General features: G+C 41.3%; 18 protein-coding genes, 1 tRNA gene and 2 pseudogenes. 13 read left to right on the top strand and 8 right to left on the bottom strand.

The genetic code is table 11. From position 1 onward, the window contains the following. The first annotated feature begins 118 nt into the window (after window positions 1-118). On the top strand, window positions 119-1,042 hold the full coding sequence (metA, locus tag CST_RS06885; protein WP_015359131.1) for a homoserine O-acetyltransferase MetA: 924 nt from the start codon (window positions 119-121) through the stop codon (window positions 1,040-1,042). A gap of 37 nt (window positions 1,043-1,079) precedes the next feature. Beyond that, on the top strand, window positions 1,080-2,369 hold the full coding sequence (locus CST_RS06880) for a homocysteine synthase (protein WP_015485003.1): 1,290 nt from the start codon (window positions 1,080-1,082) through the stop codon (window positions 2,367-2,369). A 120-nt stretch (window positions 2,370-2,489) separates the two neighbouring features. Here CST_RS06880 and CST_RS06875 read toward each other — a convergent pair whose 3' ends face one another. From CST_RS06875 to CST_RS13230, 4 genes and pseudogenes are all read right to left on the bottom strand, one after another. After that, the gene (locus tag CST_RS06875; protein ID WP_015359129.1) at window positions 2,490-2,768 is read right to left on the bottom strand and encodes a spore coat protein; all 279 of its coding nucleotides are present in this window, start codon (window positions 2,766-2,768) and stop codon (window positions 2,490-2,492) included. Between the two features lie 12 nt (window positions 2,769-2,780). Further along, the gene (locus CST_RS06870) at window positions 2,781-2,969 is read right to left on the bottom strand and encodes a hypothetical protein (protein WP_015485002.1); all 189 of its coding nucleotides are present in this window, start codon (window positions 2,967-2,969) and stop codon (window positions 2,781-2,783) included. 270 nt (window positions 2,970-3,239) lie between these two features. Continuing rightward, window positions 3,240-3,316: transfer RNA gene (locus tag CST_RS06865), tRNA-Pro, on the bottom strand. A gap of 140 nt (window positions 3,317-3,456) precedes the next feature. Further along, a pseudogene (locus tag CST_RS13230) lies at window positions 3,457-3,657 on the bottom strand (IS30 family transposase); the annotation flags it as partial. A gap of 59 nt (window positions 3,658-3,716) precedes the next feature. Here CST_RS13230 and CST_RS06860 point away from each other — a divergent pair. Further along, window positions 3,717-4,943 (top strand): IS256 family transposase, encoded by a 1,227-nt coding sequence (locus CST_RS06860; protein ID WP_015358103.1) that lies wholly within the window; start codon window positions 3,717-3,719, stop codon window positions 4,941-4,943. Here CST_RS06860 and CST_RS13390 read toward each other — a convergent pair. Further along, a pseudogene (locus CST_RS13390) lies at window positions 4,937-5,104 on the bottom strand (IS30-like element ISCth2 family transposase); the annotation flags it as partial. The gene CST_RS06860 and the pseudogene CST_RS13390 overlap by 7 nt on opposite strands. Window positions 5,105-5,259: 155 nt before the next feature. On the opposite strand from CST_RS13390, the gene nifJ reads away from it, so the two are divergent. Continuing rightward, window positions 5,260-8,775 carry a pyruvate:ferredoxin (flavodoxin) oxidoreductase gene (nifJ, locus tag CST_RS06855; protein WP_015359128.1) on the top strand — a complete coding sequence of 1,172 codons (3,516 nt, stop codon included), beginning with the start codon at window positions 5,260-5,262 and terminating at the stop codon, window positions 8,773-8,775. A gap of 188 nt (window positions 8,776-8,963) precedes the next feature. Further along, the gene (locus CST_RS13515; RefSeq protein WP_015359127.1) at window positions 8,964-9,137 is read left to right on the top strand and encodes a hypothetical protein; all 174 of its coding nucleotides are present in this window, start codon (window positions 8,964-8,966) and stop codon (window positions 9,135-9,137) included. A gap of 129 nt (window positions 9,138-9,266) precedes the next feature. Here the strand turns inward: CST_RS13515 and CST_RS13225 are convergent, their stop codons facing one another. Then, the gene (locus CST_RS13225; RefSeq protein WP_015359126.1) at window positions 9,267-9,434 is read right to left on the bottom strand and encodes a CDIF630_02480 family spore surface protein; all 168 of its coding nucleotides are present in this window, start codon (window positions 9,432-9,434) and stop codon (window positions 9,267-9,269) included. Between the two features lie 288 nt (window positions 9,435-9,722). Between CST_RS13225 and CST_RS06850 the strand changes: the two genes are divergently transcribed. Together CST_RS06850 and CST_RS06845 are read left to right on the top strand one after the other, a co-directional pair. After that, on the top strand, window positions 9,723-10,592 hold the full coding sequence (locus CST_RS06850; protein WP_015359125.1) for a class I SAM-dependent methyltransferase: 870 nt from the start codon (window positions 9,723-9,725) through the stop codon (window positions 10,590-10,592). Between the two features lie 189 nt (window positions 10,593-10,781). Continuing rightward, a complete protein-coding gene (locus CST_RS06845; RefSeq protein WP_015359124.1) occupies window positions 10,782-12,005 on the top strand; it encodes a putative glycoside hydrolase in 1,224 nt (407 codons plus the stop codon). Between the two features lie 91 nt (window positions 12,006-12,096). Here the strand turns inward: CST_RS06845 and CST_RS13510 are convergent, their stop codons facing one another. Then, window positions 12,097-12,252: a hypothetical protein gene (locus CST_RS13510; RefSeq protein ID WP_015359123.1), complete on the bottom strand. Its 156-nt coding sequence runs from the start codon at window positions 12,250-12,252 to the stop codon at window positions 12,097-12,099. Between the two features lie 210 nt (window positions 12,253-12,462). Here CST_RS13510 and guaA point away from each other — a divergent pair, with 210 nt between their 5' ends. Beyond that, complete coding sequence (guaA, locus tag CST_RS06840) at window positions 12,463-14,001, top strand: glutamine-hydrolyzing GMP synthase (RefSeq protein ID WP_015485001.1); 1,539 nt, start codon at window positions 12,463-12,465, stop codon at window positions 13,999-14,001. 423 nt (window positions 14,002-14,424) lie between these two features. Here the strand turns inward: guaA and CST_RS06835 are convergent, their stop codons facing one another. Then, the gene (locus tag CST_RS06835; RefSeq protein ID WP_015359120.1) at window positions 14,425-15,639 is read right to left on the bottom strand and encodes a lysophospholipid acyltransferase family protein; all 1,215 of its coding nucleotides are present in this window, start codon (window positions 15,637-15,639) and stop codon (window positions 14,425-14,427) included. 177 nt (window positions 15,640-15,816) lie between these two features. Between CST_RS06835 and CST_RS06830 the strand changes: the two genes are divergently transcribed. The 5 genes from CST_RS06830 (at window position 15,817) to CST_RS06810 (ending at window position 20,604) form a co-directional block, all read left to right on the top strand. Next, window positions 15,817-16,779, top strand: coding sequence for an acetylxylan esterase (locus CST_RS06830; RefSeq protein ID WP_015359119.1), 963 nt, complete (start codon window positions 15,817-15,819; stop codon window positions 16,777-16,779). Between the two features lie 103 nt (window positions 16,780-16,882). Then, on the top strand, window positions 16,883-17,440 hold the full coding sequence (locus tag CST_RS06825; RefSeq protein WP_015359118.1) for a DUF4342 domain-containing protein: 558 nt from the start codon (window positions 16,883-16,885) through the stop codon (window positions 17,438-17,440). Window positions 17,441-17,469: 29 nt separating this feature from the next. Next, window positions 17,470-18,156 (top strand): response regulator transcription factor, encoded by a 687-nt coding sequence (locus CST_RS06820; protein WP_015359117.1) that lies wholly within the window; start codon window positions 17,470-17,472, stop codon window positions 18,154-18,156. Then, window positions 18,140-19,639 carry a sensor histidine kinase gene (locus CST_RS06815; protein ID WP_015359116.1) on the top strand — a complete coding sequence of 500 codons (1,500 nt, stop codon included), beginning with the start codon at window positions 18,140-18,142 and terminating at the stop codon, window positions 19,637-19,639. The genes CST_RS06820 and CST_RS06815 overlap by 17 nt, the downstream gene beginning before the upstream one ends. Window positions 19,640-19,830: 191 nt before the next feature. Next, window positions 19,831-20,604 carry a type II secretion system F family protein gene (locus CST_RS06810; protein WP_015359115.1) on the top strand — a complete coding sequence of 258 codons (774 nt, stop codon included), beginning with the start codon at window positions 19,831-19,833 and terminating at the stop codon, window positions 20,602-20,604. Window positions 20,605-20,642 lie beyond the last annotated feature (38 nt).

Genomic DNA, 20,642 nt, shown 5'->3' with positions numbered 1-20,642 from the left:
TTTTTTATTGAAAATAAACTCTTGCAATGTAATGCGAATTTGCTATAATCTATACCAAATTATTTATCTGCGATTATATATTATTTATATATGAATAATATATAAGGAGTAGTGGAATATGCCAATAAATATACCAGACAACCTTCCGGCTTATGAAATACTGACAAGCGAAAATATTTTCGTGATGACTGAAGAAAGGGCCATACATCAGGATATAAGGCCCCTGAGAATTGCCATTTTTAATATAATGCCCACAAAGATTGTAACAGAGACGCAGCTGCTAAGATTAATAGGGAATACTCCGCTGCAGGTTGACGTTGTGCTTCTGCATCCTGGAACCTATAAATCGAAGCATACTCCCGATGAACATTTAAGGACCTTTTACAAAACCTTCGAGGATGTTAAGCACGAAAAGTTTGACGGTATGATTATTACCGGCGCTCCTGTTGAACACATGCCATTTGAAGAAGTGGATTACTGGGAAGAACTTACAAGGATAATGGACTGGAGCAAGAAAAACGTCTATTCGGTAATGTATATCTGCTGGGCAGCAATGGCGGCCCTTTACCATTTCTATAAAATACCGAAGTATCCATTGCCTGAAAAGCTGTTCGGCGTGTTTGAACATACTGTTACCGTTAAAAACGTGAAACTCCTGAGAGGTTTTGATGACGTGTTCTATGTACCTCATTCAAGACATTCCGAAGTACGCAGGGAAGATATTGAGAAGGTTCCTGACCTGGAAATTCTTTCAGAGTCGCCTGAAGCAGGTGTTTATATAGTTCGGTCCAGGGATGACAGACAGATTTTTGTTACCGGGCATTCGGAATATGATCCGCTGACTCTCAAAACAGAATATGAAAGAGATCTTAAAAAAGGACTAAATATTAAAATACCCAAGAATTATTTTCCTAATGATGATCCCTCAAAAATGCCTGTAACACGTTGGAGAGCGCATGCTAACCTTTTGTTCTACAACTGGCTGAACTACTACGTATATCAGGAGACGCCGTATAACCTGGATGAACTGAATGGATATTGATATAAAATCAAATTTAACGGCAAAGGGGAGAATTTATATGAGCGAAAGGAAATACAGGTTTGACACTCTGCAGGTTCACGCCGGACAAATACCTGATCCGACGACGGGTGCAAGGGCTGTGCCGATTTATCAGACAACATCCTATGTCTTTAACGATACCGAACATGCGGCCAACCTTTTTGCACTGAAAGAGGCAGGTAATATATACACAAGAATTATGAACCCGACCGTGGATGTTTTTGAAAAGCGCATGGCTGCACTTGAGGGTGGTGTTGGTGCACTGGCGGTGTCATCCGGTTCTGCGGCTATTACGTACGCCGTCTTGAACATAGCCGAATGTGGCGACAATATAGTTGCAGCCAGTACTTTGTACGGCGGTACATATAACCTGTTTTCCGTTACTCTTCCGAAATTTGGAATAAAAACAATTTTTGTAAATCCCGACGACCCCGAAAACTTCAGAAAAGCAATCAATGAACACACAAAAGCCATTTTTATTGAAACAATAGGAAATCCGGGAATCAATCTGATTGATATTGAGAAAGTGGCAGAGATTGCTCATGAAAACAAAATCCCTTTGATTGTTGACAATACCTTCGGCACACCCTACTTAATCAGGCCTTTTGAATACGGGGCTGATATTGTTGTCCATTCCGCAACTAAATATATCGGTGGGCATGGTACTTCTATCGGCGGCGTTATCGTGGATTCAGGCAAGTTTGACTGGACGGCAAGCGGAAAATTCCCCGGTCTTACAGAACCCGATCCAAGCTATCATGGGCTAAAATACACCGAAGTCTTTGGAAATGCGGCATATATTGTAAAAGTACGTGTACAGCTTTTACGCGATACCGGAGCATGCATGAGTCCGTTTAATGCTTTTCTGCTTTTGCAGGGGCTTGAAACTCTTTCACTCAGGGTTGAGAAGCATCTTTCGAATACAAAACGTGTTGTGGAGTTTTTGAGTCAGCACCCGAAAGTAGGCTGGGTAAACTATCCGTCACTTCCGGGGAATAAATATTACAACCTGGCTCAGAAATATTTCCCGAAAGGTGCAGGTTCGATTTTTACTTTCGGAATAAAGGGCGGAAGGGAAGCAGGCATCCGTTTCATAGAAAACCTGAAGCTTTTCTCATTGCTTGCCAATGTGGCAGATGCCAAGTCACTGGTTATACATCCCGCCAGCACGACCCACGCCCAGCTTTCAGAAGAAGAACAGCTGGCAGCAGGGGTAACGCCCGACATGATAAGGCTTTCCATCGGCATTGAGGATCCCGAAGACCTGATTGAAGATCTTGCGCAGGCTCTTGACAAAGCAACTCCGTGAAATTATATGAAACAATTTTGGCAAAGCATTTTCATATTAAAACAGCATTACCGTATAAACCTGAAAAGGCAGGAAGGGAATCCTGCCTTTTCAGATTTGAGTGTCAGTGTGCTAAAAATATTAATGCATGCTTTGCTGTTGTTGCTGGCCACCACCCTGTAACTGATTGTAAACCTGCTGTATCTGGTTTGGCTGTGCGGGCTGTGCAGGCTGATAATATCCTTTTTGAATGGCATATTGGGCAAGTCTCATCTGACGTTCTTCATCCTGATCTCTCATTTGTTTTAACGTATTTCTCAACTGAGGATTGCTGCATTCGGATATTGCGGTGGTATAAACGGTTAAGCTGCTTTTTAAAGAGCTCAGGTAATCATTTACCATATCCTTTTCAGTTAACATGAAACTTCCTCCTTACTGCAAAAATGACATAAGTTTCTGTTTGTTTGCCTTCGCGTCGTTTGCATCTTTTTCGAACATTTGTTTGAGCGTTGGATCCTGGCATTGCTGTGCATAAGTCTCCAGCTTCTTTATACATGTATCATGGGATCCAATCATATGGCGCAGATTCTGCAATTCCAGTTCATTAATCTGTTGTGGCATACACGCTCTCCTTTCCGTAATTTCTTTTCAACGCTATATAGTTTTTATAAAATTACAGATATTATTCATGATGTGAAAAATTAGAATTTTTAAAGCTTTATGGAGAGCTTTTATTTGAAGAACATTAATGATGTGAAGGTAATTAATTTTTAGAAGAAAAACAGCTGACTGAAAGTTACATAAAAATCCATTCCGTTGCTATGAATGACAAACTGTCATAAAAATATAAAAAAACAGCGGATTACATTTCTATATAATCCGCTGTTTTTCTGGTCGGAGTGACTGGACTCGAACCAGCGACCTCTTGCACCCCAAGCAAGCACTCATACCACCTGAGCTACACCCCGACAGCGACATTATGTATTATAAGGCATAATCAAAAAAATCTCAAGAGGTTTTTGAACAAAAAATTTAATATATAAATTGCAATATTAAATGCCGTGAAAAATTTGGTAAATCCATTGCTTACTGGAATAAATTCTATACATCATACCGCCATTTCTATGGCTGACCTATAACCAAACATTCTTCTTGGATATTCATTAATCCATCTCTCTATACTTTTTATTTTTGCTTTACTTACTTTTGATATATCTGTTCCTTTTGGTATAAATCTTCTTATCAGTTTATTAATATTTTCGTTCGTTCCTCTTTCCCAAGAACTATAAGGATGAGCATAATACACTTTGGGTGTTAAAATAAAATTGTGTCTGGTGTATAATAAAATCACAAAGGAGGCTGGTAATTATGGATAAAAATACCTATTATGAAACAGTCAAAAATATGGCGGTTGAAAAAGTATTAAACCAGTATTGCTCTGATTCAGATCCATCACGCCCTGCCCTCAAAAAGTTGCTGGAGGATTTGCTCGACTGGTTTATGTTGTCTGAACGCCAAATCTATCTCTTGAAAAACGAGAACGACAAAGGCAACGGCTTTTATGATAGAAAACTTGGTACACCTATGGGTAACCTGGACATCTCTGTCCCAAGAACTCGCACTGGCGATTTCAGACCCCACATCCTACCTGAACCGTATAAAAGGGTGGATGAATCCTATACAGACCTTCTTATGTCCCTTGTTGTCAACGGTTATTCAGAATCTTCTCTCTTAAATACCCTCAAAAGCCTCAACCTTCCTTACTCTGATGATGAACTCAACAAAATCAAAGATGACCTAAAAAGTGAATTAGACCTTTTCAAACAACGGGAATTACCCGAATCGGTGTTTGCTTTATTAATCGATGCTTATCATTGTGAGATAAAAGACGGCTCAAAAGTGAAGAAAGCCGCATGCTACATAATCCTTGGCGTTGATATGGAAGGTAAGAAAGACATCTTTGGCCTTTACACCTTCTTCGGCAAAGAAAACAGAGCCGATTGGAACAAGGTCTTTGAAGACTTGATAAACCGCGGTCTTAAACGAGTTTTAGTGGTTGTAAGTGATGATTTCCCAGGTATTATCGAGACCGTCAAAGCTGTATATCCATATGCTGATCATCAGCTCTGTTTTGTACACCTTCAGAGAAATATCCGCAAATACATGACCAAAGCTGATGCCGCAGAATTCAATAAAGAACTCGATAAAATAAAATTTGCTTCTTCCTTTGATGAAGCTGTTCAAAAGTTTTATGACCTTTGCAGTAAATTTAAGAGTAAATATAGCCGATATATGAACATTCTCATGGAGAAAGCAGAACATTATATGGCTTTCATTAAATACCCCGAATCCTTGAGGAAGCATGTTTATACTACCAACAGTGTAGAGAGTATCAACAGTCTAGTTGAAAAAATTCGGATAAGATCGGGTGGTTACTTTAACTCTGTCGAAGTATTGGAAATTAACATATATTTACAGAGGGAGAACTTGAGGCGGACAAAATGGAAAAAAGCGGTACCAATGATAAATGCTCACATTTATGAAATACAACAAATTTTCCAGTTACGTTACTTTAATCAGACACAAAATTCTTGACAACTCTCCTTTTCTTTTAGGTACAACTCTATGGCGTATCTTTCTCTTTCATTTAGGTGTTTGTTTTTTCTTGTTTCTGTGTTATTATTCATATATAACTCATGGTACTCCTTTGCTAATGTTTTTCTTTGGTTATTAAACATTTTACAATGGATTACCATGAGTTTTCTATATATTACGGCATTTTATTTTACAACTTCCCACAAAAAATTTAATATATTGCCCGTCGTATTTATCAATTTGGCATATTTCATGACTAAAACCAAAATAAGGAGAGCAATATATACATGAAAAAACTTTCGGAGGATGATGAAATATGCCAAAGACGATGAAAACAATGGACGGGAATACAGCTGCGGCGTATATATCATATTTCTTCACCGAGGTTGCGGGCATATACCCCATAACACCGTCCTCTCCAATGGCCGAACTGGTGGATGAGTGGTCAGCTCATGGAAAAAAGAATATGTTTGATCAGCCGGTAAAGGTCATTGAAATGCAGTCCGAGGCGGGTGCTGCCGGAGTAGTGCACGGTTCGCTTGCCGCGGGAGCTTTAACCACGACCTATACCGCATCCCAGGGACTTCTTTTGATGATACCCAATATGTATAAAATTGCCGGAGAATTACTCCCCGGTGTGTTTCATGTCTCTGCCCGTGCAGTTGCGAGCCATGCGCTGTCGATCTTCGGTGATCATCAGGATGTTATGGCATGCCGGCAGACAGGCTTTGCGCTCCTTGCATCATCAAACGTTCAGGAAGTTATGGATCTTGGAGCCATAGCTCATCTTTCGGCAGTCAAGTCACGAGTGCCTTTTCTGCACTTTTTTGACGGGTTCAGAACGTCTCATGAACAACAGAAAATAGAAGTTCTGGACTATGAAGAACTCAGAAAACTCGTGGATTTCGATGCAATTCAGAAATTTCGGGAGAGGGCTTTAAACCCGTCACACCCGGTTGTAAGGGGAACTGCACAGAATCCGGACATATTCTTTCAAAACAGGGAAGCTTCAAACCCGTTTTATAATGCCGTACCCGACATTGTTGATTATTACATGCAGGAGATCAACAAAATTACCGGAAAGAACTATAAACCTTTCAATTATTATGGTGCTCCCGATGCTGAATATGTAATTGTGGCGATGGGATCGGTCTGCGACTGCATCGATGAAGTGGTGGATTACCTTACCGAAAAGGGTGAACGGGTAGGTTCGGTAAGGGTGCATTTATACAGACCTTTCTCTCATAAGCACCTTCTGGACGTACTTCCCAAAACCGTGCGGAAAATCACAGTCCTTGACAGGACGAAAGAACCCGGTGCTCCCGGCGAACCGCTGTATCTGGACATTGTTAATTTCGTTTTTAAAAACAATCTGGAGATCCAGGTGGTTGGCGGGCGATATGGATTGGGTTCAAAAGACACAAGGCCTTCGCAGATAATTGCTGTTTTTGAGAATTTGAAAAAGGAAAAGCCGAAAGACAGATTTACAATTGGTATTGTCGACGATGTAACATATACATCTCTTGAAGAAGGCGAGATTGTTGATACAACGCCGAAAGGAACTATAAGCTGCAAATTCTGGGGACTTGGTTCCGACGGCACGGTAGGGGCAAACAAGACGGCAATCAAGATAATAGGGGATAAAACCAATTTGTACGCCCAGGGGTATTTTTCATACGACAGTAAAAAGTCGGGCGGTTCCACGATATCCCATCTCAGGTTCGGCCCTAAACCGATACGTTCGCCTTATCTTGTATATACCGCCGACTATATTGCATGCCATAACCCGTCTTTTGTAAACCATTTTGACCTCCTCAAGGGGCTTAAGAAAAACGGAATTTTCGTTCTTAACTGCCAGTGGAGCGAAGAAGAACTGGATGAGAAACTCCCGGCATCTATGAAAAGATATATCGCAAACAACAACATAAACTTCTATATCATTAACGCAATTAAGATTGCCCGGGAAGTGGGGCTTGGGAACCGCATCAATATGGTTATGCAGAGTGTGTTTTTCAAGCTCGCCGGAATAATTCCCGTAAATGACGCAATTCACTATCTTAAGGAATCGGTGGAAACCGCCTACGGTAAAAAGGGTCAGAAAATTGTTGATATGAACAAGGAAGCAATAGACAGATCACTTGAGGCTTTGATAAGGGTAAATGTTCCTGAGGAATGGAAAAACGCCGTTGACGAAAATGCGCCAATAAAGGATGAGCCCGAATTTGTGAAGAAAATTCAAAGGCCGATGGCAAGGCATGAAGGAGACGAACTTCCCGTCAGCGTCTTTGTCGGCATGGAAGACGGCAGTTTCCCAGTAGGAACTACAAAATACGAAAAACGCGGAATTGCGGTTTTGATACCTGAATGGCATATCGACAAATGCATTCAGTGCAACCAGTGTTCGTTTGTATGCCCGCATGCGGTAATCAGGCCTGTTCTTCTTGACGGTGAAGAAGAAAAACGGGCGCCCGATACGTTTAAAACGCTACAGGCTAAGGGAAAAGGGCTTGAACAATACAAGTTCAGGATTCAGGTAAGCCCCATGGATTGCACAGGCTGTGGCGTATGCGCTGAGGTATGTCCTGCGCCCGGCAAGGCGCTGATAATGAAAGATGCTGAACAGGAAATAATGATGGAATCCGAAAACTATGAATTTAGTTTGACGGTGACAGAAAAAGAAGCAATGGATAAAAAGACGCTTAAGGGAAGCCAGTTCATCCGTCCGCTGTTTGAGTTTAACGGGGCCTGCCCCGGCTGTGGAGAAACTCCGTATGTGAAGCTTCTTACACAGTTGTTCGGCGACAGAATGCTCATTGCAAATGCAACGGGTTGCTCGTCTATTTACAGCGCCAGCGCTCCGTCAATTCCATATACAACAAATGCCTACGGCAGAGGTCCTGCATGGGGTAACTCGCTGTTTGAGGATAACGCCGAATATGGGTACGGGATGTTCCTTGCCGTGAAACAACTGCGGGAGAAAATAGCCGAGCTGATGAAAGAAGCAATGAGAACCGACATATCCGACAAAGCGAAGGATGTATTCCGGAAATGGCTGGACGCTTTCGACGACGGTGAAGAATCGAAAAGGGTATCAGCGGAAGTAATGGAAGTCCTGAATGAAAACCCCGAAAATCCTCAATTTAAACAAATCCTTGATCTTAAGGATTATCTTATAAAACCGTCCCAGTGGATTATAGGAGGTGACGGCTGGGCTTACGACATAGGATTCGGAGGCCTGGATCAGGTTATTTCCACCGGTGATGACGTGAATATACTGGTTCTGGATACCGAAGTGTATTCAAATACGGGAGGACAGTCTTCAAAGTCAACGCCAACTGCAGCCGTTGCAAAGTTCGCCGCGGCAGGAAAGAGAATCAGAAAAAAAGACCTTGGTCTGATGGCGATAAGTTATGGCTACGTGTATGTGGCCCAGATCGCAATGGGCGCAAACATGAACCAGACCGTAAAGGCGCTGGTTGAGGCTGAAAGTTATAAAGGGCCGTCTCTTATAATAGCGTATTCCCCGTGTATCAATCACGGTATAAAAACCGGCATGGGAACAAGTATTGCGGAAGAAAAGAAAGCCGTTGAGTGCGGTTACTGGCATCTGTACCGCTATAACCCGATGCTTAAGGAGCAGGGAAAGAACCCGTTTATACTTGACTCCAGGGAACCGACAAAGGATTTCAGGGAGTTTCTGCTTGGCGAAGTGCGTTATTCACAGCTGGCGACGGTATTCCCTGAAATTGCCGAGGATTTGTTCAAGCAGGCAGAAAGGCATGCGAAGGAAAGGTATCAATGGTACAAACGTCTGGCGGAAATCTCCAGCTGACAGGATTAAGGCGTCTTTTCCCAAAAGACGCCTTTAAATTTGTTATACGGGCTGAAATACGGTACAGACAGAGCTGAAAAAATCAGGAATGGCTGTTTCGGCATACAGCAAAATTATCGGCGGTTCTCTGAAAGATGAGCAGTCTACAGGTATTATATTTGAACTTAAGTGTGATCTAAATGATGTAAATGAATACTCAAAGAACCGTTTACGAGTATCCCGATGCCGGTATGATAGTTTTTGATGAGATACTGGTTGACCAAAATATCGTGATTTTTACGTTCAATAGCGGCAATAAAGGCTATTTCGACTTATTGTCAGGTACAGCAGTATTCGAGGAATATAACAGAAAACAGCAATGATTTCATTTATGACGGAACAATTAGTCTTTCCGGTAAAGCTGACCCCCGGTCAGCTTTACCGGTTTGATAGTGAAAAAAGTTTTTTCGATTTCTTTTCGTCCTAAAACTTGTTAAACCAAAGAAAAATGTCTATTTTTGGTTTTGGTCCACGTATTCCTTGGCATTAATAACACCGGATTCCTTAGGTATTATCACTCCTGTTTCCGGTTCGAGCTGCTCAATGTCAGCCCATGAAGCGGTATCATGCCTTTCGATTGGTTTTTGCATAAACATCTGTTTTTTTTTGTTATCACTCATAATGTATAAACCTCCTTTTTGTATTTAACAATACACTGCATTTTTTTATTATTCCCTATAGCGTAAATATTTCAGCTTGTGGAATGAATTTATTTAATATTTCACCAAAGACAAAGCAAAAATAGATTTGCAGAACTATGTATGTTAATTCATCAAGATTGAAATAAAGAATATCTTACCTCGGAAGATGTGAATGTTTGCCTGTAAGGACTGACAATAACATGAGTTGATATTGTACGGCTTACTGTGGTAAAATTAGGCGAAAATTAATCGGAGGTTATCAGCCATATGTTGCTTGCTGACAAATGGGTGGATTATGAACTTATTGATACGGGAAACGGTGAAAAACTTGAAAGATGGGGAAAATTCATTCTGAGAAGACCGGACCCGCAGGCCATCTGGCCGCATACCGCGGATGATGAAGTATGGGAAAGGGTGGATGCCCATTATCACAGGAGCAGAAGCGGGGGAGGAAGCTGGGAATATAAAAGAAAACTTCCCGAAAGATGGACTATAAGCTATAGAAACCTTTTGTTTTATATAGAGCCGACAGGATTCAAGCATACTGGTTTATTCCCTGAACAGGCCGTAAACTGGGACTGGATGATTGAGAAGATAAAATCGGCGAAAAAACCCGTTCGTGTACTTAACCTTTTTGCATACACCGGCGGGGCCACCGTGGCATGTGCCTATGCCGGAGCCGAGGTCTGCCATGTGGACGCGGCAAAAGGTATGGTTACAAGGGCGAAGGAAAATCTTGCATTGTCCGGACTGAGCGACCGTCCGGTAAGGTTTATCGTCGACGATGTGGTGAAATTCGTGCGCAGGGAAAAACGACGCGGGAAAATGTACGAAGCAATAATTATGGATCCGCCTTCTTACGGAAGAGGCCCGAACGGAGAGCTGTGGAAAATAGAAGACGAGCTTTTCGGGCTGGTGGAACTTTGTATGGACATTTTAAGCCCGGAACCTCTTTTTTTCCTGATCAATTCATACACAACAGGCCTTGCCCCGAGCGTTCTGACAAATGTTTTGTCCATGTCGGTGGCAAAAAGGTTCGGGGGTAATGTTTACAGTGATGAAATCGGCTTGCCTGTTTCAGCCTCCGGATTGGTTTTGCCCTGTGGAGCAACGGGAAGATGGGAAAGTGTGGAATAAATATGAAAGCCTGTGCAGGAATTTCCGTCAGGGAAGGTCCTGGGACAGAAAAATGGCAGTAATTTTTGTACCATTATCTATTTTTGTTGTAGTATAATATATTATGTAAACATAGTGGATAAACTCCCGAAAAATATTATGTTTTCGGGAAAAGGAGATTTCACACAAGAAAAAATCAGGAGGCTTATGATGAGAAGGTACAAAAGCTTGGTGCTGCCGTTTTTTTGCGTTCTATTTGTTTTTCTTGTTACCGGATGCAAATTTGAAAATTCCGGAAAAACTTCCCTGACTGATCAAAGTAAACAGGTGTTTGTAACGCCGGAACCGGAACATGAAATGGTTTTCAATACTCCTACCCCGACACCAACGCCTGAACCGACGGCCGTGCCGACTCCCTCTGCCGTTAAGAAGGATGTAAAGGTAAAAGGTCTGTATCTTACGGGATGGTCGGCGGGAAACAAGGAAAGAATGGATTATTACATAAAGCTTATAGAAGAGACGGAGCTTAATGCTCTTGTGATAGACATCAAAAACGATGACGGCATAGTAAGCTATGAATCAAAGGTTCCTGCGGTAGTGGAAGCCGGTACATACCTTAAAAAATATGACGCGAAAAAACTTCTTGAAACCCTTCATGCAAAAGATATTTATGTTATAGGGAGAATAGTATGCTTCAGGGACCCGGCTTATTCGAAAAAATACCCTGAACGGGCAGTCAAGCATGTCGACGGGGGGTTATGGCGCGAGAATAAAAAGGATAAGGAAATAACATGGCTGAATCCTTGTGATGAACGAAATTGGAAATATATTGTGGACATTGCAAGGGAAGCCGTGGAACTGGGGTTTGACGAAATTCAGTTTGATTATGTGCGTTTCCCTGACGGGGACAGGAGTAAAATGAATTTTGGGCAAACCGGTTTTGTAAAGCATGAGGTAATTAATAATTTTCTCGCATATGCAAGAAAAGAGTTGCCTGATGTGACTTTGTCAGCCGATATTTTCGGAATTGTGTGTGTAAGCCCTGAAGATCGGGAGGACATAGGACAGTATCTTGAATTAATAGGCAAGGAACTGGACTATATCTCGCCTATGACTTATCCTTCACTGTATGCAAGAGGGCAGATTGTAAACGGAATTAAATTTCCAAACCCCGATCTTGAACCATATGCGGTTGTTTACAATACGCTTCTGATGGCGCGGGAAAGGCTGTCAAAGGTTGAAAATTACAAAGCCGATATTCGGCCCTATCTGCAGGCTTACACTGCCAGCTGGCTCCCGGAAGGATCGTACCAGAAATATACCGCAGAGCAGTACAGGCAGCAAATACAGGCTGTTTACGATGCAGGGTATGAACAGTGGATTTTCTGGGACGCAAATAATAAATACGATCCCGATGCATTTTTAAAAGAGTGAAACCTGTTTGCATTGGATAAGAAATAAGGCTCCTTCACGGTTTTCGTCCGAAATGGCAAATGCGTGAAGAGAGCCTTTTTATTTATTGGTTTTAATTTTTCGTTTCCTTTCCTTCGTGATGAGCAAAAATTATAGGCCTTTTTTCAGCGGTCGCCACCCTGCGGTCGAACTCTTTCTGTTTTTCTTTGTTAGGCGTAAAACAGTAGGGATGTTTTTCAAGAAATTCCTTAAACTCGGTATACTTCAAACAGTGTTCATCTCCTTTAATTGATTTTTCAATAATAATATATGAAACAAGCTGTAAAAGGTTAAATAAATTTTCGTTGCGCGCAAAAATATTTTAAACTATAATATAGAAATATTGAATTACATAGCATAATACATACCGAAATAAAGAAAAGGCGCGGAAAAGAACCGGTGAAATTTGTTTTTTCAAACCCGAAAGGAGGGCTTTTTGTTGAATCATGATACAATAATAATTCTTGATTTTGGAGGGCAGTACAATCAGCTTATTGCAAGAAGAGTACGTGATGCCAGTGTATACTGCGAGGTACTGCCATATAATACACCTTTGGACAAAATTCTTGCGAAAAATCCGAAAGGTATTATTTTTACCGGGGGTCCTGCTTCAGTACTGAATGAAGGCGCTCCAAAATGCGATCCTGAAATTTTCGGTGCTGGTGTGCCAATTCTCGGCATCTGCTACGGAATGCAGTTGATGGCCGCCGAACTTGGAGGTACTGTTGGAAAGGCCTCAAGCGGCGAATACGGCAGAGTTGAAATTGCTCTTGAAGCCGATAATGATTTGTTTTCAAATATAGATACCGAAACCAGTTGCTGGATGAGCCACACATTCCAGGTTGAAAAAATGCCTCCGGGTTTTGAAGTTTTGGCAAGAACACGCAATTGTCCCGTCGCTGCAATGGGGAACAGGGAAAAGAAACTTTACGGTGTTCAGTTCCATCCCGAAGTTCTTCATACTCCGTATGGACAGGAAATAATCAAAAATTTTCTGTTTAATGTCTGTGGTTGCCGGCCGGATTGGAAAATGTCTTCGTTTATAGAAAGCACTGTTGAAAAAATAAGGGCAAAGGTAGGAAATAAAAAAGTATTGTGTGCATTATCCGGAGGGGTTGATTCCGCAGTTGCAGCGGCTTTGGTATATAAAGCGGTGGGAAAGCAGCTTACATGTATCCTGGTTGATCACGGCCTGATGAGAAAAAATGAAGCTCAACAGGTGGAGGATGTTTTCAGGCGCCAGTTTGCTGATATGAATTTCATAAGGGTTAACGCCCAGGAGCGTTTTTTAAAGCGCCTTGCAGGAGTAACCGATCCTGAACGTAAAAGAAAAATAGTCGGTGAAGAATTTATACGCGTGTTCGAGGAAGAGGCCAGAAAACTTGGAAAAGTTGATTTCCTTGTCCAGGGAACAATTTATCCGGACGTTATTGAAAGCGGGATCGGAGACGCGGCAGTAATAAAAAGCCATCACAACGTGGGCGGGCTCCCTGAACATATAGATTTTGAAGAAATAATAGAACCGCTCAGGGATCTTTTCAAGGACGAGGTGCGTAAGGTAGGCCTTGAACTGGGGCTGCCCGAGCACATGGTCTGGAGACAGCCTTTCCCCGGACCAGGCCTGGCTATCAGGGTAATCGGCGAAGTTACTTTTGAAAAACTGGAAATATTAAGGGAAGCGGATCAGATATTCAGGGATGAAATTGAAAAAGCGGGCCTGAACAAGACAATAAACCAGTATTTTGCGGTACTGACAAGCATGAGAAGTGTCGGTGTAATGGGCGATGAAAGGACTTATGACTATACCGTTGCACTCAGAGCCGTTACAACCACCGACTTTATGACTGCAGACTGGGCAAAAATACCTTATTCGGTTCTTGAAAGGGTATCCAGCAGAATTGTAAATGAGGTAAAAAGCGTTAACCGTGTAGTATATGATATAACGACAAAACCGCCTGCTACAATCGAATGGGAATGAGTGTCCGGAATTTATCGGCACATTTTAATTTACACATGATAAAGAAACTCCTTTCTGGCTGGATTGGCAGCAATGAACCAGAAGGGAGTTTTTTTATACATAAATCCTTTTATTGAAAAGGTAATTGAGACCAGGTAAATGGAACATATTAATAATATAGATAATGGCAAAATAACCATATATAATTATGCTTGAAGCAGTGTCCTGAACCGGAAATTTAAAGGTGTGTCCAAATGTAGCCGGCGTCTGCATTCTTCACCGCTGAACAGAGCGGGCCTCACAATACTATAACAGGTATAACGGTAAAGTTTATATAACGGTGGGCCTGGCTAAGAGTTGGCTGACATATCCAGCCGCCGTACTGGCAGTACATAAACGTGTAAACACATTGCTTCCGGAACTGTTAATGGGACAGAAGCATAATCAGTTTGCCGGAATACCGGTTTTGATTTTGTTAATAATGTTAATGGCCAGCTCATACTTGTAAACCGATTTATGCTGCGTGGTAAATCTAAAACGGTAAAGAACATTATTGTGATAAAACTCAAATTTGTTATTGTTCTGAATATTCATGCCGGAAATCTCATCCAACGGAAAGGAATACCTGTCTCCTTTTTCAGGAATGAAATCAAACCTGTCAAAATATAATTCCACTTTTCCCATCCATTTGTATTTTCTTAGTTTTCCTCTGCGTTTACCGGTGAACAGTTTTGCGTTTGTATCGGTAAACAGAGGAACTTTGCAGGTTACGTATTCGTCTTTTGAAAACAGTTCGTAAAGATAGTTATTTTGCCATTCGCTCCAGGACTGCGGTGAATCGAAATATTTTTCATCGTTGGTTTTTAAAAAACCATATTCGTTGTACTCTACCGAATAACTGCAATTTTTGCAGGTAAAAAAGTTGCCGTGGCTGTGCAGGGAACACAGGGATTTGCAGCGTGGGCACACTACCAGAAACAAATCAAGATACTCCGCAAGATTTTTGCCACGAAAGGGGATCATGTTTTTTTTCTGCCAAACGTATTCATTAAATTTAATTCCGTCCACCACTTTGTTGTAAATTTCGTCCACATCCATTTTTTTTATTTCTTCAGGAGTCAACAGAACGTCATAGTTCAGGTTTATTATGCCTGTTCTTGAACTTCTTGCCCATCTTGGTCTTGTGAGACCTGCCCCCTGCATCAACGTGGTTATAACAGGAATTTTGAGGTTTTTTATCAGCTTGGCGGTGGAATAAATAACAGGCACATTTTTCAGATCCCAGTTGCGTGCACCTTCAGGGTACAGACCGATCACGCCGTTTCGCTTTGTTATGGACAATATAGCGCGGACAGTTCCGGAATCGGCAAGCATTTTGGATTTGGGTATCCCGCCGACAAGTTTCAGAAGCTGTCTCAGCCAAAAATTCCTGAAATAAGAATCCGAAATAACAAAATAAATGGGTTCCGGTATCCCAATGGACATTAAAAAAGGATCCCAAAGTCCTACATGATTTCCGATAACCAGATACGGGGGTTTTATGTTCAGAATTTTGCTGTTGAATATCCTTACATTAAAACGCTTAATGAGATATAACCCAAAAGTGGATTTTAAGAATTTGTTAAACCATTTGCTGTAGTGATACTGCCCTGCTTTCATTCCATCCTCCTGAATGAGAAAAAAAAATAAAGATATCCGGAGATCACTCTGTCCTTTTTATTTTACCAAACAGGGCAGTCATTGTCCACATCGCCGATTCCATGTCCATTTTAAATAAATTATTGTTGATGTAAAAAATTAACGTTATAATTCTGATTAGGAAAAGGAGGATGCAATATGGCTGTTTTTGAAATGCCTCTTGAGCAGCTGAAAAATTACACGGGGACCAATCCAAAACCAAAGGATTTTGATGAATACTGGCAAAGAGCCTTGGATGAAATGAACGCCACAGATCCCAATGTGGAGATTATACCGGCGGATTTTAAAAGCCCCGTTGCTGAATGCTACCATTTGTACTTTACCGGGGTAAAGGGGGCGCGAATTTACGCCAAACTGATGAAACCCAGGAACAATGACGGACCTATGCCGGCAATTCTAAACTTCCACGGTTATTCAGGTAACAGCGGTGATTGGTATAATTATCTCGGGTATGTTGCATCAGGCTTTACCATTGCGGCAATGGACTGCCGTGGACAGGGCGGACTGTCCGAGGACAGGGGAGGAGTATTGGGCAATACGCTTCAGGGGCATATAATCCGCGGCCTTGACGATCCCGATCCTGACAACCTGCTTTTCAGGAATATATTCCTTGACACGGCAATGCTGGCAAAAATTGTAATGAATTTGCCTTATGTGGACAGAAACAGGATCGGGGCAACCGGCGGTTCCCAGGGCGGAGGCTTGACAATCGCGTGCGCGGCACTGGTACCCGAAATAAAAAGACTTGTGCCCGTATATCCTTTCCTCAGTGATTATAAAAGAGTATGGGACATGGATTTAGCGAAGGATGCCTATCTGGAGCTGTCTCAGTATTTCAGGAGATTTGATCCGCTGCATTTACGAGAGGAAGATATTTTTACAAAACTGGGATACATTGATATTCAACACCTTGCGGACAGAATCCAGGGAGAAGTGCTGATGGCCACCGGGCTTATGGATACCGTATGCCCGCCTTCCACTCAGTTTGCTGTGTATAACAAAATAAAATCCAAAAAGGATATTGTAATATATCCTGATTACGGACATGAATATTTGCCGGGTTTTGAAGACATAAAATACCAGTTTATGCTCGGTTTATAGAAATTTTAATAAAGCGGTGTGACAAGTTCACCCGCTTTATTTTTAGTATTTCTAATGAAATTTTAATTAATCGTAAAGCTACCGTTAATGTTTCGGTAATACAATGTCCGGTGTAGAAATATTTGCGATTTCGGAGGTGCTTGGAATGATTACACTGGAACAGGTGGATCAGATGCGAAAAAGGACGAACTGCAGTTACGAAGAGGCTAAATTTTTTCTGGAAAAACATAACGGTGATTTGCTTGAGGCCATTGTAGATTTTGAAAAAAACAAAAACGGAACGAAAACGCAAAGTTTCATTTCGGGAAAGAATGCCGGTGATTTCTGGCAAAGTGTATCAAAACTTATAAAACAGGGCTTTGTAACAAGGGTGATAATTGAAGATAATGAGAGGAATGTTATTATAAACGTACCGGTTAACATAATGCTTCTGTTTGTAATTTTTGCTTCGTATATAGTGATTCCCATCCTGCTGATACTGCTGTTGCTTGGATATAAACTGAGCATCAGAAATACGGGGAGGGAAGAGACAGGGGTTTCGTCGGCTGTACGGGATATTACTGCTGTAATGGAGAGTAATGATTTGCCGCAAAACCAGCAGGGAAGTCAGTTAAATGACGAAAACATAAAAGATAATTACAGTGAAATCATTATTGAGTAATGAATGATATTAAATTCCAGGGTGAAAAAATGGCTGAGAAAATACTGATAATCGAAGATGATACAAGGCTGGCCAGGTTTCTTGAGCTGGAACTCAGGCACGAGGGGTACGAAGTTGAAATAGCCTACGACGGGCGAAGCGGTCTTGAAAAAGCCTTGAGTAATAATCCCGACCTGGTAATTCTTGATCTGATGCTTCCTCTTCTAAGCGGGATTGAGGTTTTACGGCGTATCAGGAAAGTGTCGGACATGCCCGTTATCATGCTAACTGCAAAGGATGACGTATCTGATAAGGTGGTAGGTCTTGACAGCGGGGCGGATGATTATGTCACAAAACCATTTGCGATAGAAGAACTGCTGGCGAGAATAAGGGTTGCCCTTAAAAGGCGAGACAACTCCGCCAAAAGGGAAAGTGACATTATCAGGGCCGGGGATCTTGTTCTGAATAAGGCAAAGCACACTGTAATGTATAAAGATGAAGAAATAACGCTTTCCAAAAAGGAATATGATCTTCTTGAATACCTTATGGAAAACAGGGGTATTGTCCTAACACGCGAGCAGATTCTGGAAAAGGTATGGGGTTATGATTATTTTGGAGATACCAATGTAACCGACGTATACATAAGATATCTCAGAGCAAAAATTGATCAGAAATACAACCTTTCTTACATAAAAACGGTGCGTGGAGTGGGGTATATTTTTGAAGACGGAGAATAGTACCGACAATTTAAAACATGATAAAAAAGTATCCGCTGCAGCGGGGAAACAGAAAGGCAAAATGAAATATAAAAACAATGGTCCTGCGCCGGGAAATGCTTCGGGAAAGAGCGGTAGAGCTTCATACAAAACCAATTTTTCGATGAGCCGCAGGATATCTGTTTCATATACCCAGATTCTAATCGATACTTTTTTGTCATGCCTTATATTGGTCATGATTGTTTATACCGGTTTTAATCTTATCTTACTTGGAAGCGACACAAAGAAGGTTATTGAAGAACTGATGGTGTCGGATGATCTGTCCGAAAGCATTTACGAAATAGCCGTTCAGAAGGATACGGAGATAGCCCTGGCCGATTTGAGCGGAGAATTAATAATCAATACCTTTGGTGATTTTGCAGTTTCCTATAGCCAAATACCAATTTGGTTTTTTCAAAAAGAACGTTCGATATATATAATGTTTAAGTCGGATTTATCAGTGAACGAAAAAACTTTCACAGTATACGTTTTCAGAAACATAACACGAACTGTATATGAAATGTTATTAATATTCGGTTTTTCTGCAGTTTTGTACATCACCGTTACCCTTATAATTTTTTTCAGGGGTAATGCCATCACCAAAAATGTTTTGAACCCAATAGCCGAAATGACAAAAATGGCCAGGGAAATTACAGCCCAAAATCTTAATCTGAGGCTTAATGTTACCAATGCAAAAGACGAACTTAAAGAACTTATTGTTACCTTCAATGAAATGATGGACCGTATCGAAGCCGCATATAACAAACAGAACCAGTTCGTATCCGATGCTTCTCATGAATTAAGGACCCCCATTTCCGTTATACAGGGATATGCCAGAATGCTGGAACGCTGGGGAAAAGACGATCCGGAAGTACTGAATGAAGCCATTGAAGCTATTGAGCAAGAAGCCGAAAACATGAAAGAACTTGTTGACAAGCTTCTGTTTATTGCAAGAAACGACAAGGATACCCTTGTGCTGGAAGAGAAGCTGTTTTCTTTAAGCGAGATGATGGAGGAACTGGTTAAGGAAACAAGGATGGTGGACAAGGATCACATTATCGAGGATTCAATTGAAACGGGGATTGAAATTGTAGGTGACAGAAACCGATTGAAACAGGCCATGCGTATTTTCGTGGACAATGCACAGAAATATACCGAACCGGGGAAAAAGATTGAAATAAGCTTAAAAAAAGAAAATAACACAGCGGTACTTTCGGTAAAGGATTCAGGCTGCGGAATTGACAGCAGGGATATCCAGAGCATTTTTGATCGGTTTTACCGTGCCGACAGGTCAAGGGACAGGAACAAAGGCGGCCACGGCCTTGGGCTTTCAATTGCCAGAATTATAATACTCAGGCATGGAGGGAAAATCCATGTCAAAAGCAAATTGGGAGAAGGCAGCGTTTTTTCGGTAATTTTAAAACTTGAAAGGAACAATTCCTGCGAAGGCATTTCGGACAACTAAAACTGAAGGCATTATTTCAAAGTTTTTTTCTTTTTTTATGTTTCCTGATTGCATGAATTGATTAGTTTATTGCATGAATGGCATAAGCGGGCATTTTATGCCCGGAAAACGGCTTTTTATGCCAATATTATTGACTTCTTCTTACAATTTCTGTACGATCTATGACAAATAATCAAAAGTTGGTGTTTTCTGTGAGTCAAACCCGAACAGAAGAATTTTACATTGAAAATTATGATAAATACAACTACAAAATTCATGAGTGGATTATTTATTCAGCTGTTGGTGTTCTGGTAATGGCAGTAATCGGATGGATATTTTACAGAAAAATTATACCGGTGGCGTTTATTTCGGCATTAGGCTTATTTTATCCGAAAATCAGGAAGAGGCAGCTTATCGAGACCCGCAGGAATATTTTAAGGTTGCAGTTTAAAGATATGCTGTATTACATTGGAGCCGCACTGTCTGCCGGAAAATCCGTCGAACAGGCTTTTGTGTATGCACACGGAATACTCAGAAATTTATATCCCGGTAAGAAAGCATACATTGTAAATGAGACAGAGCTGATTATAAAAAGGTTACAGATGAATGAAAACATTGAAAACATACTTAAGGATTTTGCAGCGCGGTCGGGTGTGGAAGAAATACAACATTTTTCAGACGTGTTTTCGGTATGTAAAAGGACGGGCGGAAACCTTGTGGAGGTTATCCGCACCACTTCGGGGATGATTGGCGAACGGATTGAGATTAAGCAGGAAATTGAAATCGGCCTTGCCGCCAAAAAGCAGGAACAGCGTATTCTTTCATTATCTTCGGTAATGATGGTGCTTTTCATATCTCTAATGAGCGGTGAATTTATGGAACCAATGTTTGCAACGTCTTCAGGAAGAATTATTATGACTTTTTCTTTGATACTGCTTGGTGTGGGGATTTTTGTCTCCAACAGGATTATGAATATAAGGTTTTAAGGGCGGGATAGGATTTGAATACCGCATATGCCGTAATT

The sequence above is a fragment of the Thermoclostridium stercorarium subsp. stercorarium DSM 8532 genome (genome assembly GCF_000331995.1).
Lineage (GTDB): Bacteria > Bacillota > Clostridia > DSM-8532 > DSM-8532 > Thermoclostridium > Thermoclostridium stercorarium.
This window is presented reverse-complemented; position numbering and strand designations above follow the sequence as displayed.